16 protein-coding genes are annotated in these 14,672 nt (G+C 75.6%); all 16 read left to right on the top strand.

Annotated elements, in window-relative coordinates:
* The first annotated feature begins 5 nt into the window (after positions 1-5).
* Entirely contained in the window at positions 6-323 is a 318-nt protein-coding gene (mihF, locus tag PGB27_RS05180; protein ID WP_133830239.1) for an integration host factor, actinobacterial type, read from the top strand.
* 4 nt (positions 324-327) lie between these two features.
* Positions 328-1,011 (top strand): guanylate kinase, encoded by a 684-nt coding sequence (gene gmk, locus PGB27_RS05175; protein ID WP_456298469.1) that lies wholly within the window; start codon positions 328-330, stop codon positions 1,009-1,011.
* Positions 1,008-1,289, top strand: a complete 282-nt coding sequence (rpoZ, locus tag PGB27_RS05170; protein WP_274199273.1) for a DNA-directed RNA polymerase subunit omega — start codon at positions 1,008-1,010, stop codon at positions 1,287-1,289. Before gmk ends, rpoZ begins: the two co-directional genes overlap by 4 nt.
* Before the next feature lie 10 nt (positions 1,290-1,299).
* On the top strand, positions 1,300-2,547 hold the full coding sequence (gene coaBC / locus PGB27_RS05165) for a bifunctional phosphopantothenoylcysteine decarboxylase/phosphopantothenate--cysteine ligase CoaBC (protein WP_274199272.1): 1,248 nt from the start codon (positions 1,300-1,302) through the stop codon (positions 2,545-2,547).
* A gap of 133 nt (positions 2,548-2,680) precedes the next feature.
* The gene (gene metK / locus PGB27_RS05160) at positions 2,681-3,877 is read left to right on the top strand and encodes a methionine adenosyltransferase (protein WP_274199616.1); all 1,197 of its coding nucleotides are present in this window, start codon (positions 2,681-2,683) and stop codon (positions 3,875-3,877) included.
* 266 nt (positions 3,878-4,143) lie between these two features.
* Positions 4,144-6,228 carry a primosomal protein N' gene (locus PGB27_RS05155; protein WP_456298471.1) on the top strand — a complete coding sequence of 695 codons (2,085 nt, stop codon included), beginning with the start codon at positions 4,144-4,146 and terminating at the stop codon, positions 6,226-6,228.
* Between the two features lie 83 nt (positions 6,229-6,311).
* Positions 6,312-6,875 (top strand): TIGR03086 family metal-binding protein, encoded by a 564-nt coding sequence (locus tag PGB27_RS05150; protein WP_274199271.1) that lies wholly within the window; start codon positions 6,312-6,314, stop codon positions 6,873-6,875.
* Positions 6,876-6,946: 71 nt separating this feature from the next.
* Positions 6,947-7,498: a peptide deformylase gene (gene def, locus PGB27_RS05145; protein ID WP_274199270.1), complete on the top strand. Its 552-nt coding sequence runs from the start codon at positions 6,947-6,949 to the stop codon at positions 7,496-7,498.
* Positions 7,499-7,501: 3 nt separating this feature from the next.
* Complete coding sequence (fmt, locus tag PGB27_RS05140; protein WP_274199269.1) at positions 7,502-8,428, top strand: methionyl-tRNA formyltransferase; 927 nt, start codon at positions 7,502-7,504, stop codon at positions 8,426-8,428.
* A gap of 28 nt (positions 8,429-8,456) precedes the next feature.
* Complete coding sequence (locus PGB27_RS05135) at positions 8,457-9,947, top strand: RsmB/NOP family class I SAM-dependent RNA methyltransferase (protein ID WP_274199268.1); 1,491 nt, start codon at positions 8,457-8,459, stop codon at positions 9,945-9,947.
* A gap of 64 nt (positions 9,948-10,011) precedes the next feature.
* Positions 10,012-10,680: a ribulose-phosphate 3-epimerase gene (gene rpe, locus PGB27_RS05130; protein ID WP_274199614.1), complete on the top strand. Its 669-nt coding sequence runs from the start codon at positions 10,012-10,014 to the stop codon at positions 10,678-10,680.
* Between the two features lie 97 nt (positions 10,681-10,777).
* A complete protein-coding gene (locus PGB27_RS05125) occupies positions 10,778-11,422 on the top strand; it encodes a riboflavin synthase (protein WP_274199613.1) in 645 nt (214 codons plus the stop codon).
* Between the two features lie 6 nt (positions 11,423-11,428).
* The gene (locus tag PGB27_RS05120; RefSeq protein ID WP_274199267.1) at positions 11,429-12,715 is read left to right on the top strand and encodes a bifunctional 3,4-dihydroxy-2-butanone-4-phosphate synthase/GTP cyclohydrolase II; all 1,287 of its coding nucleotides are present in this window, start codon (positions 11,429-11,431) and stop codon (positions 12,713-12,715) included.
* The gene (gene ribH, locus PGB27_RS05115; protein ID WP_274199266.1) at positions 12,712-13,185 is read left to right on the top strand and encodes a 6,7-dimethyl-8-ribityllumazine synthase; all 474 of its coding nucleotides are present in this window, start codon (positions 12,712-12,714) and stop codon (positions 13,183-13,185) included. Before PGB27_RS05120 ends, ribH begins: the two co-directional genes overlap by 4 nt.
* Positions 13,182-13,670, top strand: coding sequence for a PH domain-containing protein (locus tag PGB27_RS05110; protein WP_274199265.1), 489 nt, complete (start codon positions 13,182-13,184; stop codon positions 13,668-13,670). Before ribH ends, PGB27_RS05110 begins: the two co-directional genes overlap by 4 nt.
* Complete coding sequence (locus tag PGB27_RS05105; protein ID WP_274199264.1) at positions 13,670-14,671, top strand: quinone-dependent dihydroorotate dehydrogenase; 1,002 nt, start codon at positions 13,670-13,672, stop codon at positions 14,669-14,671. Before PGB27_RS05110 ends, PGB27_RS05105 begins: the two co-directional genes overlap by 1 nt.
* Position 14,672: the final 1 nt, after the last annotated feature.

The raw sequence follows: 14,672 nt of genomic DNA, 5'->3' as shown, positions 1-14,672 counted from the left end.
AGAACGTGGCATTACCCGAGCTGACCGAGGAGCAGCGGGCCGCGGCGCTGGAGAAGGCCGCCGCCGCTCGCCGTGCCCGGGCCGAGCTCAAGGAGCGGCTCAAGCGGGGAGGCACCAGCCTCTCGGAGGTGCTCGAGCAGGCCGACTCGGACGAGGTGCTCGGCAAGATGAAGGTCTCGGCGCTGCTCGAGGCCATGCCGGGTGTCGGCAAGGTGCGCGCCCAGCAGATCATGGAGCGCCTCGAGATCGCCCCGAGCCGCCGCCTGCGCGGTCTGGGCGAGCGGCAGCGCAAGGCACTGCTCGACGAGTTCTCCGGCGAGTGAGCCGGTGACCCCTTCCCCCGCCCGTGGGCCCGGCCGGCTGATGGTGCTGGCCGGGCCGTCGGGGGTCGGGAAGAGCACGGTGGTCGCCGAGCTGCGGCGCATCCACGCGCCGATCTGGTTCAGCGTCTCGGCGACCACCCGGGCCGCCCGGCCCGGGGAGGTCGACGGGCGCGACTACCGGTTCGTGTCGGCCGCCGAGTTCAACCGGATGATCGCCGAGGGCGAGCTGCTCGAGTGGGCGGAGATCCACGGCGGGATGCACCGGTCGGGGACGCCGCGCGCCCCCGTCGACGAGCACCTCGCCGCGGGCGAGCCGGTGCTCCTCGAGCTCGACCTCGCCGGGGCGCGGGCGGTGCGCGCGCAGCGCCCGGACGCGCTGTTCGTGTTCCTCGAGCCGCCGTCGTGGGAGGTCCTGGTCGACCGGTTGATCGGTCGCGGCACCGAGGCCACCGAGGTCGTCGACCGCCGTCTGGCCACCGCGCGCGAGGAACTGGCCGCCCGCAGCGAGTTCGACGTGACGGTGGTGAACCACGACGTCGGGGAGACCGCACGCCGGTTGGTAGAGTTGAGCGTCGGTCCTCCCGTCGACGGCGCCGAGCGCGCCGGCCGGAGGGCCGTGTCGACAGACTCATCCCCTGCGCCGGACCGGTCCGCGTCCGGCGCGACCTCTGCAGGAGCGAGCGAGTGAGCATTCCCACCGGACGGGCCGGCAGCATCCTCGAGGGGCCGGAGGGGATCACCAACCCCCCGATCGACGAGCTGCTGGAGACGGTGAGCTCCAAGTACGCGCTGGTCATCTACGCGGCCAAGCGCGCCCGTCAGATCAACGACTACTACGCCCAGCTGGGCGAGGGGCTGCTGGAGTACGTCGGCCCGCTCGTCGAGCCGGGCCCGCGCGAGAAGCCGCTGTCGGTGGCCATGCGCGAGATCCACTCCGGCCTGCTCGAGCACACCGAGGGCGAGTGACCTCCCCGACGTGACCGAGCAGCAGTCCCGACCCCGGGAGATCGTCCTCGGGGTCGCCGGCGGCATCGCCGCCTACAAGGCCTGCGAGGTGCTGCGGCGCCTGCGCGAGGCCGGACACCACGTGCAGGTGGTGGCCACCCGGGCGGCGCTGGAGTTCATCGGCGCGGCCACGTTCGAGGCGCTGTCCGGGCGCCCGGTGCTCTCCGGCGTCTTCGAGAACGTGTACGACGTCGAGCACGTGGCCCTCGGGCGGCGCGCCGAGCTGGTGGTCCTCGTCCCCGCGACGGCCGACCTGCTCGCCCGCATGGCCCAGGGCCGCGCCGACGACCTGCTGACCTCGACGCTGCTGACGGCCCGCTGCCCCGTGCTGGCGGCGCCGGCGATGCACACCGAGATGTGGGAGCACCCCGCGACGGTCGACAACGTCGCGACGCTGCGCCGGCGCGGCACGATCGTGCTGGAGCCCGCCTCCGGGCGCCTGACCGGCGCCGACACCGGGCCCGGCCGCCTGCCCGAGCCGGCCGAGATCGCCGAGTTCGCGCGGCTGCTCCTCGAGTGGGGTGCGGTCACCGACGGCGAGCCGTTCCCGCTGCCCCGCGACCTCGAGGGTCGGCGCGTCGTCGTGTCCGCGGGTGGGACGGCCGAGCCGCTCGACCCCGTGCGCACCCTGGGCAACCGCTCGTCGGGCCGCCAGGGCTACGCGCTCGCCCGCGTGGCGGCCCAGCGCGGGGCCGAGGTCACGCTGGTCGCGGGCACCACGGCCGACCTCGACCCGCCCGCCGCGGTCGAGCTGCGCCGCGTGCAGACGACGCGTGAGATGCGCGACGCCGTGCTGGACGCGGCGAAGGCGGCCGACGTCGTCGTCATGGCCGCCGCGGTCTCGGACTTCCGGCCCGCGGCGCTGTCCGTCGGCAAGATCAAGAAGGGTGACGAGCCGCCCTCGATCCCGCTCGAGTTCAACCCCGACATCCTGCGCGAGCTCGTCACCGAGGACGTCCCGCGCCGCCTCGTCGTCGGGTTCGCCGCGGAGACCGGCGACGAGCACGGCAGCGTGCTCGACTACGCGCGCGCCAAGCTGGAGCGCAAGGGCTGCGACCTGCTCGTCGTCAACGCCGTCGGCGTCGGCAGGGCGTTCGAGGTCGAGGACAACGAGGGCTGGCTGCTGGGCGCCGACGGCACCTCCGAGCCCCTGCCGATGGGCTCGAAGGCCGCCCTCGCGGCCCGTGTCTGGGACGCGGTGGCCGAGCGGCTGCGCTGATCGGGGCAATCCCACGTTCTGCTCATGAACACAACCGTTCTGTGACAGGTGTGGCATTCAGGCAGGTCAGCGCCCTCGCACTTCGTGGGGATGCCGTTAGTGTGGACGGGTCCCATTGTCGAGGCAGGGAGAGATTGTGCCCGCTAGGCGTCTGTTCACCAGCGAATCCGTCACCGAGGGCCACCCAGACAAGATCTGTGACGCAGTCAGCGACGGCATCCTGGACGCCCTGCTGGCGCAGGACCCGAAGTCGCGCGTCGCGGTCGAGACGATGGTCACGACGGGCCAGGTGCACGTCGCGGGCGAGGTGACCACCAACGCCCAGGTCAACTACGTCGACATCGTCCGCAAGACGATCCTGGACATCGGCTACGACTCGTCGGCCAAGGGCTTCGACGGCGAGAGCTGCGGCGTGTCGATCTCGATCGGCGCGCAGTCGAAGGACATCGCGCAGGGCGTCGACGAGGGCTACGAGTCCCGGGTCGAGGGCAACGAGGACGAGATCGCCAAGCAGGGCGCGGGCGACCAGGGGCTGATGTTCGGCTACGCCGACGCCGACACCCCGGAGCTCATGCCGCTGCCGATCGGGCTGGCCCACCGCCTGGCCCGCAAGCTCACGGCCGTGCGCCGCGACGGCACGCTGCCGTACCTGCGCCCGGACGGGAAGACCCAGGTCACCATCGCCTACGACGACGACAAGCCCGTCGGCGTCGATACCGTGGTCCTGTCGACGCAGCACGCCGCCGACATCGACCTGGACAACCTGCTGGCGCCCGACATCCGGTCGAAGGTCATCAACCCGGTGCTCGAGGGCATCGACCTCGACTCGTCGCAGACGCGCGTGCTGGTCAACCCGACCGGCCGCTTCGTCACCGGTGGCCCGATGGGCGACGCCGGCCTGACCGGCCGCAAGATCATCGTCGACACCTACGGCGGGTACGCCCGCCACGGTGGCGGCGCCTTCTCGGGCAAGGACCCGTCGAAGGTCGACCGCTCCGCGGCGTACGCCATGCGCTGGGTGGCCAAGAACGTCGTGGCCGCCGGCCTGGCCAAGCGCGTCGAGGTCCAGATCGCCTACGCGATCGGCAAGGCCGAGCCCGTGGGCGTGTTCGTCGAGACCTTCGGCACCGCCCAGGTCGACCCCGCCAGGATCGAGAAGGCGATCCACGAGGTCTTCGACCTGCGCCCCGGCGCGATCGTGCGCGACCTGCAGCTGCTGCGCCCGATCTACCAGCCGACCGCGGCGTACGGCCACTTCGGCCGCGACGACCTCGACCTCCCCTGGGAGCGCACCGACCGCGCCGACGCCCTGAAGTCGATCGCGAGCTGACACCTGCGCGTGTCAGCGTGGCGTCCACGCTGGCGTTGAACGCCAGGATCGCCACCACCTCGCCCGCACGACACGCCGGCCCGGCACCCCAGCACGCTCGGGGTGCCGGGCCGGCGTCGTGTCGTGGAGATCAGGAGCACCCCGGGCACGCTCCGACGGGGACCGGAGGTGCGTGACGTACTCCTGATCAGCCGGCTCGGCAGAGGGCCACGGGCCGGTCGGGGCGTTCTGGTAGACCGGGGCGCGTGAGCGAGACGGGCGAGGCGCTGTTCGCGGCGCCGCGACCCGTCGAGAAGCCCGACCCGCCCGCGAAGCCCGCGCCGACACCGACGAAGCCGGCGCCGGCGAAGAAGCCCCACCGCAACGAGCGCCTGCCCGCCGCGGAGCGCCCGGTCGCCACGGTCGCCGTCGACGTGAACCTCGCGCACCTCGACCGCACCTTCGACTACCAGGTCCCCGAGCAGCTGGCCGCCGACGCCGTGCCCGGCGCGCGGGTGCGGGTGCGCTTCGCCGGGCGCCTGGTCGACGGCTTCGTGCTCGCGCGCGAGGAGACCAGCGAGCACGACGGGCGCCTGGGCTGGCTGGAGAAGGTCGTCTCGCCCGAGCCGGTGCTCGGCCCCGAGCTCGCGGGGCTGTGCCGGGCGGTCGCCGACCGCTACGCGGGCACGCTCGCCGACGTCCTGCGCCTCGCCGTCCCGCCCCGCCACGCCCGGGTCGAGGCCGAGACCCCGCCCGAGCGCCCGGAGCCGCGCGCGCCCGCGCAGCACGGCTGGGGTGCCTACCCCCGCGGGCCCGCGCTGCTCGAGGCGCTCGCGGCGGGCCGCGGGGCGCACGCCGTCTGGCAGGCCCTGCCCGGCGAGGACTGGCCCGCCCGGCTCGCCGAGGCCGCGGCCACGACGGCCGCGGGCGGGCGCAGCGCGGTGCTCGTGGTGCCCGACCGGCGCGACCTCGACCGCGTCCAGGCCGCCTGCGAGGCCGTGGCCGGCGCCGACGCCGTCGTCGCCCTCGCCGCCGACCTCGGGCCCGCCGAGCGCTACCGCCGCTGGCTCGCCGTGGCCCGCGGGGACGTGCGCATCGTCGTCGGCACCCGCGCGACGGCGTTCGCCCCCGTCCGCGACCCCGGGCTGATCGCCGTGTGGGACGACGGCGACGACTCCCACGCCGAGCCCCGCGCGCCCTACCCCCACGCGCGCGACGTCGCCATGACCCGCGCGCACCGCGACGGCGCCGCCCTGCTCGTCGCCGGGTTCGCGCGCACCGCCGAGGCCGCGCTGCTCGTCGCCAGCGGCTGGGCGCACGACGTCGTCGCCGACCGGACGACCGTCCGCGCCCGGGGCCCGCGCGTCACGGCGATCGGCGAGGACGACCGCCAGCTCCTGCGCGACCCCGCCGCCCGGGCCGCGCGCATGCCGTCGGTGGCGTTCGAGGCCGCGCGGGCCGCCCTCACCGCCGGCGCCCCGGTCCTCGTCCAGGTGCCCCGACGCGGCTACCTGCCCGCCGTCGCGTGCGGCAACTGCCGCGAGCCCGCCCGCTGCCGCCGCTGCGCCGGCCCGCTGGCCCTGCCGAGCCACGGGGACGCCGCCGCCCCCACCTGTCGCTGGTGCGGGCACCCCGATCCCGCCTACCGCTGCGGCGCCTGCGGGTCGCCGCGCCTGCGGGCCCTCGCCGTCGGGTCGGAGCGCACGGCCGAGGAGCTGGGGCGGTCCTTCCCGCAGACGGTGGTGCGCACCTCCGGGGGCGGGTCGGCCGTGCTCGACCACGTGCCGGCGAGCCCCGCGCTGGTCGTCGCCACCCCCGGCGCCGAGCCCGTGGCCGAGGGCGGCTACGGCGCGGCGCTGCTGCTCGACGGCGCGGTGCTGCTCGCCCGTCCCGAGCTGCGGGCGGGGGAGGAGACGCTGCGCCGCTGGTTCGGGGCCGCCGCGCTCGTCCGCCCCGCGCCGGAGGGGGGTCGCGTCGTCGTCATGGCCGACTCGTCGAACGCCGCGGTCCAGGCGCTGGTGCGCTGGGACCCGGTCGGGCACGCCGCCACCGAGCTCGCCGCCCGCACCGACCTCGCGCTGCCCCCGGCGATGCGCATGGCCGCGGTCGACGGCCCGCCGCCCGCCGTCGCCGACCTGCTCGCGGCGCTCCCCGCGACGGTCGAGGTGCTCGGCCCCGTCGAGCTGCCGCCCGGCACGAAGCTCCCGGGCGCCGAGGAGCGCACCGAGGGCGCCGAGCGCTGCCTCGTCCGCGTCCCGCGCACCGAGGGCCGGACGCTCGCGCGGGAGCTCCACGCCGCCCAGGCCGTCCGGTCGGCGCGCAAGGAGCGCGAGCCGGTGCGCGTGCTGCTCGACCCGCTCGACCCGCTCTAGCGAGCACAACCACACGGTTGACCACGTCGTGCACCCGTGCCAGTCTCGTCAACCGACAGGTTGAACACGCGGGAGGAGCCCCGATGACCGCCGAGACCCCGGCCGACCGCCACCGCCGCGTCGCCGCCACCTTCACCGACCGCGTCCGCGGCACCGCCGACTGGGACGTCCCGACGCCCGTGCCGGCGTGGACGGCGCGCGACGTCGTCGGGCACCTGACGACGTGGTTCCCCGCCTTCCTCGTCGGGTCGGGCGTCCCCGTCCCGGCGGGCCCGAGCGCCGACGACGATCCCGTGGCCGCCTGGGACCACCAGGTCGCCGCGGTCCAGGCGCTGCTCGACGACCCGGAGACCGCCGGCCGGGAGATCGCCAACCCGCACCTCGGCGCGATGACCGTCGCGGCCGCGACCGACAGGATCTACACGACCGACGTGCTCATGCACACCTGGGACCTCGCCCGCGCCACCGGTCAGGACGACCGCCTCGACCCGGACGAGTGCGCCGCCCTGGTCGCGGGCATGGAGCCGATGGAGGAGGTCATCCGGGGCTCGGGGCAGTACGGGCCGCGCGTGCCGGTGCCCGACGACGCCGACGCGCAGGCCCGGCTGCTCGGCTTCATCGGCCGCGACCCCGCGTGGAAGCCCTGAGAAGAGGACTACGCTGGACGGTCGAGCCGTTGCCAGGGAGCCGTCCCGAGCTCCCGTCGAGAGAAGGATCGATGACCGTCCAGCCGTTGCGCCTGTTCGGCGACCCCGTGCTGCGGACGAAGGCCGACCCGGTGGTCGACTTCGACCGCGAGCTCGCCACCCTCGTCGCGGATCTCCAGGAGACGATGCGCGACCAGGGCGGCGCGGGCCTCGCGGCGCCCCAGATCGGCGTCGGCCTGCGGGTGTTCGTGTTCCGCGCCGACGGCGTCGAGGGCCACATGGTCAACCCGACGTGGAACGCGGCCGACGACACCGAGCAGTTCGGGCCCGAGGGCTGCCTGTCGATCCCCGGCCTGCGGTTCGACTGCCGGCGCTTCGAGCACGTCGTCGCCACCGGGTGGGACCTGCACGGCGAGCCGCAGACGGTCGAGGGCACCGCGCTGGTGGCCCGCGCGATCCAGCACGAGACCGACCACCTCGACGGTGTCCTCTTCCTCGACAAGCTCGACCCGGAGACCCGCCGCGAGGCGATGAAGGCGATCCGCGAGGCGCCGTGGTTCGACCCCGCCGCGCCGCCGACCGTCAAGCAGAGCCCGCACCCGCTGTTCGGGCGAGCCCTGTAGCCCGTGCGCCTCGTCTTCGCGGGCACCCCCGAGCCCGCCCTGCCGTCCCTGCGCCGCCTGCTCGCGAGCAGGCGCCACGAGGTCGTCGCCGTCGTCACCCGCCCCGACGCGCCGGCCGGTCGCTCGCGCCGCCCGCAGCGCAGCCCGGTCGGCGCGCTCGCCGACGAGGCCGGGGTGCCGGTCCTGACGCCGGCGAAGGCCTCGGAGCCGGAGTTCCTGGCGCAGCTCGCCGACCTCGCGCCCGACTGCTGTCCCGTCGTCGCCTACGGCGACCTGCTGCGTCGCGAGGCGCTCGCGATCCCGCGGCACGGCTGGGTCAACCTGCACTTCTCGCTGCTCCCGGCGTGGCGGGGCGCCGCGCCCGTGCAGGCGGCGATCCGCGCCGGCGACGAGATCACCGGCGCGAGCACGTTCGCGCTCGAGGAGGGCATGGACACCGGCCCCGTCTACGGCACGGTCACCGAGGAGATCGGCCGCCACGACACCGCCGGCGCCCTGCTCGAGCGGCTCGCCGCGTCCGGCGCGGGCCTGCTCGAGCACACCCTCGACGGCATCGAGGACGGCGAGCTCGTGGCCGTACCCCAGCCGGCCGACGGCGTCTCGTACGCCCCGAAGGTCACCGTCGACGACGCCCGCGTGCCCTGGACCCTCCCCGCGCCGGCCGTCGACCGGCTCGTCCGTGCCGTCACGCCCGCCCCGGGCGCCTGGACGACGTTCCGCGACGCCCGGCTCAAGCTCGGCCCCGTGCTGACCACCGGCGAGCCGGACCTCGATCCGGGCACGATCCGCGTCGAGCGCCAGCGGGTCCTCGTCGGCACGGCCACCGCCACCGTCGCCCTCGGCGACGTCCAGCCCGGCGGCAAGAAGCCCATGCCCGCGGTCGACTGGGCCCGGGGCGTGCGCCCCGAGCCGGGGGAGCGGTTCGAGTGACCGGGGCGAGCGAAGCGACGGGGTGCGCATGACCGACAGCTCCGTCCCGCCCGGCGGGCACCGCTCCGGGCGCGGCCCACGCCGCAAGCCGGACGCCAAGCGCCGCAGCGGGCCGCCCCGCGGACGCCAGGGCCCGGCACGCCCGCCGAGCGGCGACCCCGCCCGCGAGGCCGCCCTCGACACGCTGCGCGCGGTCCGCGAGGACGCCGCCTACGCGAACCTGACCCTGCCGAACCTGCTGCGCGAGCGGCGGATCACCGGCCGCGACGCCGCGCTCGCCACCGACCTCACCTACGGCGCCTGCCGCGCGCAGGGCCTGCTCGACACGGTGCTGGGGGCCTGCTGCGACCGCCCGCTCGCCGATCTCGACGGGGTCGTGCTCGACGCCCTGCGCCTCGGCGCCCAGCAGCTCCTGCGCACGCGCATCCCCCCGCACGCGGCGGTGAGCTCGGTCGTCGAGCTGGTCCGCGCGCGGGCGGGCTCGCGGCCGACCGGGTTCGTCAACGCCGTGCTGCGCCGGGTCGCCGAGCGGGACGAGGCCGCGTGGGTCGACCGCCTCGCCCCGGCCGACGCCCTGGGCCGGCTCGCCCTGGCCCACGCCCACCCGCGGTGGATCGCGGAGGTGTTCGCGCAGGCCCTGGGCGGCACCGATGAACTGGCTGCCGCCCTCGCCGCCGACGACGCCCGCCCCGCCGTGCACCTCGCCGCGCGGCCCGGCGAGATCAGCGCCGAGGAGCTCGCGGCCATCACCGGCGGCGAGGAGTCGCCCTACTCGCCGTACGGCGTGCTGCTCACCGAGGGCGGCGACCCGGGCGACCTCGCCCCGGTCCGCGAGGGCCTCGCGGTGGTCCAGGACGAGGGCAGCCAGCTCGTGGCGCTCGTCGCCGCCCGCGCGCCGGTCGAGGGGGACGACACCCGCTGGCTCGACCTGTGCGCCGGGCCGGGCGGCAAGGCCGTGATGCTCGGGGCGCTCGCCGCGATCGAGGGCGCAACGCTCGACGCCGTGGACCGCGCACCGCACCGCGCGCGGCTGGTCGAGCAGGCCACCGAGGGGCTGGGCGTGCGCGTGCACACCGGTGACGCCCGCGAGATCACGCTGCCCGAGGAGGCCTACGACCGCGTGCTCGTCGACGCGCCCTGCACCGGGCTCGGGGCGCTGCGCCGGCGTCCCGAGGCCCGCTGGCGCCGGCAGCCCGAGGACGTCGCCGAGCTCACCGAGCTCCAGCGCAGCCTGCTGCGCGCCGCCCTCGAGCGCACGCGCCCCGGCGGCGTCGTCACGTACGCGACCTGCTCGCCGCACCCCGAGGAGACCACGGCCGTCGTCGTCGCCGTCGCGGCCGAGACCGGAGCCGAGCTGCTCGACACCCCGGCGCTGCTGCCGGAGGTGCCGGACACCGCGGCCGTTCCAGGGGTCGAGCTCCGCTCCGCTGCGTCTCCCGTCGACGGCCCCGGCGTGCAGCTCTGGCCCCACCGCCACGGCACCGACGCCATGTACGCCGCCGCCCTCCGGAGGCGCTGAGGACCCCGCCCGGCCCAACGACAGCGACGAGGCCACTACCATCAGTCACGTGGCGCGTGCCCCGATGATCGCTCCGAGCATCCTGTCCGCCGACTTCGCGCGCCTGGCGGAGGAGGCGGCCGCGGTCCCGGGCGCGGACTGGCTGCACGTCGACGTCATGGACGGGCACTTCGTGCCGAACCTGACGCTCGGGCTGCCGGTCGTCGAGGCCCTGGAGCGGGCAACGGCGATCCCGCTCGACTGCCACCTGATGATCAACGATCCGGACCGCTGGGCGCCCGGCTACGCCGAGGCCGGCTCGCGCAACGTCACGGTGCACGCGGAGGCCGCCCACGACCCGCGCAAGGTCTCGCGGGACATCCGGGCGGCGGGCGCGCTCGCCGGTCTGTCGATCAAGCCGGGCACCCCGCTCGAGGACTGGGTCGAGGTGCTGCGCGACTACGACACCCTGCTCGTCATGAGCGTCGAGCCCGGGTTCGGCGGGCAGAAGTTCATGCCCGAGGTGCTCGACAAGGTGCGCACGGCGCGGCGGCTCGTCGACACCGGGCACCTCAACGTCCTCGTCGAGATCGACGGCGGGATCAGCCGCGACACCGTCGAGCAGGCCGCCGAGGCGGGCGTCGACTGCTTCGTCGCGGGCTCGGCGGTGTACGGCGCCGACGACCCCGAACGGGCGGTGGAGGCGCTGCGCGACCAGGCGGCACGGGCGTCGGCGCACCTGGCCGGACGATGAGAGCGGCATCACCACCGTGGTGATGCCGGGGCCCCGCGTCCTGAGGATGATGGCGGGCGGGCAGCGGGGCTCGACCACCGAGAACGAGGAGACCGCAGTGTTCACGGGGATCGTCGAGGAGGTCGGCGAGATCGTCGACGTCGTGGCGGGGGAGGACTCCGCGCGGCTGCGCGTCCGTGGCCCCGTCGTCACGTCCGACGCCCGCCCCGGCGACTCGATCTCCGTCAACGGTGTCTGCCTGACGGTCGTCGAGCCCTCCGACGGCGAGTTCGGGGTCGACGTCATGGGCGAGACGCTGCGCCGCTCCAGCCTCGCCGGCGCCACCGCGGGCAGCCGGGTCAACCTCGAGCGCGCCGTCGCCGCCGGTGACCGGCTGGGCGGGCACATCGTGCAGGGCCACGTCGACGGCGTCGGCACCGTCGTCGAGCGCACCGAGCACGAGCAGTGGACGACGGTGCGCTTCCGTGTCAGCGGTCACGAGGACGGCGGGGCGGGCCTGACCCGCTACGTCGTGGAGAAGGGCTCGATCGCGGTCGACGGGGTGAGCCTCACCGTCACCGAGGTCGACGACGAGACGTTCGCGGTCGGGCTCATCCCGACCACGCTGCGCGAGACCACACTGGGGGAGCGCGCCGTGGGGTCCACGGTCAACCTCGAGGTCGACGTGGTCGCCAAGTACGTCGAGCGGCTCGTCGGGGCCCGGCTCGGCGGGCAGGACACCGGTACAGGGCAGGGGAAGTAGGAGTACGTGGACGGCTTCGAGCACATCGAGTCGGCGATCGCCGCGATCGCCGAGGGCAAGGCCGTCGTCGTCGTCGACGACGAGGACCGCGAGAACGAGGGCGACCTCGTGTTCGCGGCGGAGAAGGCCACGCCCGAGCTCGTGTCGTTCATGGTGCGCTACACCTCGGGCTACATCTGCGTGCCGCTGACCGGCGAGGCGTGCGACCGGCTCGACCTGCCGCCCGCGCACTCGATCAACCAGGACCGCCACGGCACCGCCTACACGGTGTCCGTCGACGCGCGCGAGGGCATCGGCACCGGCATCTCCGGCACCGACCGCGCGCACACCATCCGCGTCCTGGCCGACCCCGCGTCGGGCCCCACCGACCTCTCGCGCCCCGGGCACGTCGTGCCGCTGCGGGCCCGCGAGGGTGGCGTGCTGCGCCGCCCCGGGCACACCGAGGCGGCCGTGGACCTCGCGCGGCTGGCGGGCCTGTCGCCGGCCGGCGCCATCTGCGAGATCGTGTCGCAGAAGGACGACGGCGACATGGCCCGCTTCGACGAGCTGCAGGTCTTCGCCGACGAGCACGAGCTGCCGATCATCACGATCAAGGACCTGATCGCGTACCGGCGCCGCTCGGAGAAGCAGGTCGTCCAGGTCGCGCACGCCAACATCCCCACCGACCACGGCACGTTCGTCGCCTACGGGTACGACTCGCTGCTCGACGGGATCGAGCACGTGGCGCTCGTGCACGGCGAGATCGGCGACGGCGAGGACGTGCTGGTGCGCGTGCACTCCGAGTGCCTCACCGGCGACGTGCTCCGCTCGCGGCGCTGCGACTGCGGGCCCCAGCTCGACGCGGCGATGGCCGCCGTCGTCGCCGAAGGACGGGGCGTCGTGCTCTACGTGCGCGGCCACGAGGGCCGGGGGATCGGCCTGATCCACAAGCTGCAGGCCTACCAGCTGCAGGACGCCGGCGCGGACACCGTCGACGCCAACCTCGCGCTCGGCATGCCCGCCGACGCCCGCGACTACGGCACCGGCGCGCAGATCCTCGCCGACCTCGGCATCAAGTCGATGCGCCTGCTCACCAACAACCCCGAGAAGCGCGCCGGGCTCGAGGGCTACGGCCTGGAGATCCTCGGCCGCGTGGCGCTCCCCGCCCGCGCGACGCCGGAGAACCTGCGCTACCTGCGCACCAAGCGCGACCGCATGGGCCACGACCTCGAGGGCCTCGACTCGGAGCAGGACACCGTCGTCGCGCAGACGACCGACGGGTCCGACGCCGCCGTGGGCGGGACCCGGGCATGAGCGGCGAGGGTCGCCCGCAGGCCGAGGTCCCCGACGCGGCGGGCCTGACGCTCGGCATCGCCGTCACGCGCTGGAACTCGGGCATCACCGACGTCCTGCTCGAGCGGGCCCGGGACGCGGCGGCGAAGGCCGGGACGGCCGAGCCGACGGTGGTACGGGTCGCGGGCGCCATGGAGCTGCCGGTGGTGTGCCAGGGCCTCGCCGAGCACCACGACGCCGTGGTCGGGCTCGGCGTCGTCATCCGCGGCGAGACCCCGCACTTCGACTACGTGTGCGACGCCGTCACCGCCGGCCTCCTGCGGGTGGGTCTCGACGCCCGCACGCCGGTGGGCAACGGCGTGCTGACGGTCAACGAGGAGGCCCAGGCGTGGGCGCGCGCCGGGACGCCGTCCTCGAGCGAGGACAAGGGCTTCGAGGCCACCGTCGCGGCGCTGGACGCGGCGCTGACGTTGCGGGGGCTGCGGCCGTGACCGGGCCCGTCGTGCCGCCCGAGGCCCTCGACATCGGCGAGGTCGAGCTCGAGGTGCGGCCCAGGCGCATCCGCTGGGTGGCGTGGCTGCTCGCGATCTTCCTCTTCGCGTTCTTCGGCGCCGGGGCGCTGCTGGTGTTCGCCGCACCGTCGGGCTTCATCTTCCGCGCCGCCGACCAGGTCGCCATGGTCGTGCTCGGGGCGATCCTCGCCGGCTGCGCGCTGCTGTTCACCCGCCCGCGGCTGCGGGCCGGGCCCGGGGGGGTGGAGGTGCGCGCGACGATCCTGACCCGGCGCGTGCCGTGGTCGGAGGTCGTCGCGGTGAGCTTCCCCGACGGCGCCCAGTTCGCCCGCCTCGACCTGCCCGACGACGAGTACCTACCGATCTCGGCGCTGCAGGCCGTCGACCGCGGGCACGCCGCGCGCGGGGTGTCGGCGCTGCGCCGGCTGCACGCGCAGTACCACCGGGCCGACTCCCAGGCCTGATGGACGCCTACGAACTGCTCTTCCGGCACGTCGCGACGCGGGTGCCCGCGGAGCTGACCCACCGCGTCGGCGTCACCGCCCTGCGCGCCGCGACGCCGGTGCTGCCCGCGCCGTCCGCGGACGTCGCGCCCGTCGAGGCCATGGGTCTGCGCTTCGCCAACCCGCTCGGCGTCGCGGCCGGCTACGACAAGGACGCCGAGGGCGTGCGCGGCCTCGCGCGGCTGGGGTTCGGGGCGGTGGAGGTCGGCACGGTGACCGCGCGCCCGCAGCCGGGCAACCCGCGCCCGCGGCTGTTCCGCCTGCCGGCCGACCGGGCGCTGGTCAACCGGATGGGGTTCAACAACGCCGGCGCCGACGTCGTCGCGGCCCGCCTCGCGGCGCTGCGGCAGCGGGGTGCGGGCACCGTGGTCGGCGTCAACATCGGGCGTTCGAAGACCGCGTCCGACGCCGTCGCGGACTACCGGTACTCCGCGCGGGTGCTGGGCCCGCACGCCGACTACGTCGTCGTCAACGTCAGCTCCCCGAACACGCCCGGGCTGCGTGACCTGCAGGGCGTTGACGCCCTCGAGCCGCTGCTCGCCGCCGTGCGCGACGAGGTCGGCGCGACGCCGCTGCTCGTGAAGATCACCGCCGACCTGGACGACGCGGGCGTCGACGCCGTCGCCGACCTGGCCCTGGCGCAGGGGCTCGACGGGATCGTCGCCACCAACACGACGGTCGCGCGGTCCGATCTCGCCTCGGCACCGGACGTGGTCGAGGCGGCGGGGGCGGGCGGGCTCTCCGGCGCACCGCTGGTGGGACCCGCGCGGGCGGTGCTGGCGCGGCTGCGGGCGCGCGTGGGGGAGCGGCTGACGCTCGTGTCGGTCGGCGGGATCGACTCGGGCGCCGAGGCCCGCGCCCGCCTCGAGGCCGGCGCCACGCTCGTGCAGGCCTACACCGGGTTCGTCTACGGCGGCCCGGCCTGGCCGCGGCGGGTGCTCCGGGAGCTCGCCGCGTCGTGAG

Origin of the sequence: Actinomycetospora lemnae, assembly GCF_028737315.1 — a bacterium.
GTDB classification, from domain to species: Bacteria; Actinomycetota; Actinomycetes; order Mycobacteriales; family Pseudonocardiaceae; genus Actinomycetospora; species Actinomycetospora lemnae.
This window is presented reverse-complemented; position numbering and strand designations above follow the sequence as displayed.